The organism is Streptomyces sp. NRRL S-1022 (genome assembly GCF_000720135.1).
GTDB lineage: Bacteria > Actinomycetota > Actinomycetes > Streptomycetales > Streptomycetaceae > Streptomyces.
In genome coordinates this window covers 1-508 of sequence record NZ_JOIU01000113.1, presented here as the reverse complement: position 1 = coordinate 508, position 508 = coordinate 1, and the positions used below count along the sequence as shown (strand labels likewise).

Below are 508 nucleotides of genomic sequence, written 5' to 3'. Positions count from 1 at the left end.
GGAGAACATCGTCTTCGTCTCCGGCATCGGCTGTTCCTCCCGTTTCCCGTACTACATGAACACCTACGGGATGCACTCCATCCACGGCCGCGCCCCCGCCATCGCCACAGGTCTGGCCTCCTCGCGGCGGGACCTGAGCGTGTGGGTCGTCACCGGGGACGGCGACGCGCTGTCCATCGGCGGCAACCACCTGATCCACGCCCTGCGCCGCAACGTCAACCTGAAGATCCTGCTGTTCAACAACCGGATCTACGGCCTGACCAAGGGCCAGTACTCGCCGACCTCCGAGGTCGGCAAGGTCACCAAGTCGACACCGATGGGCTCGCTCGACGCGCCGTTCAACCCGGTGTCGCTGGCGATCGGCGCGGAGGCGTCCTTCGTGGCCCGCACGATCGACTCCGACCGCAAACACCTGACCGAGGTGCTGCGCGCCGCCGCCGACCACCCGGGCACGGCCCTGATCGAGATCTACCAGAACTGCAACATCTTCAACGACGGCGCCTTCGAC

The 508-nt window shown here is 66.3% G+C and carries 1 protein-coding gene; it reads left to right on the top strand.

The genetic code is table 11. The features are described from left to right. A partial coding sequence (locus IG05_RS0141070; RefSeq protein ID WP_030349186.1) for a 2-oxoacid:ferredoxin oxidoreductase subunit beta occupies positions 1 to 508 on the top strand: 508 nt, incomplete at both ends.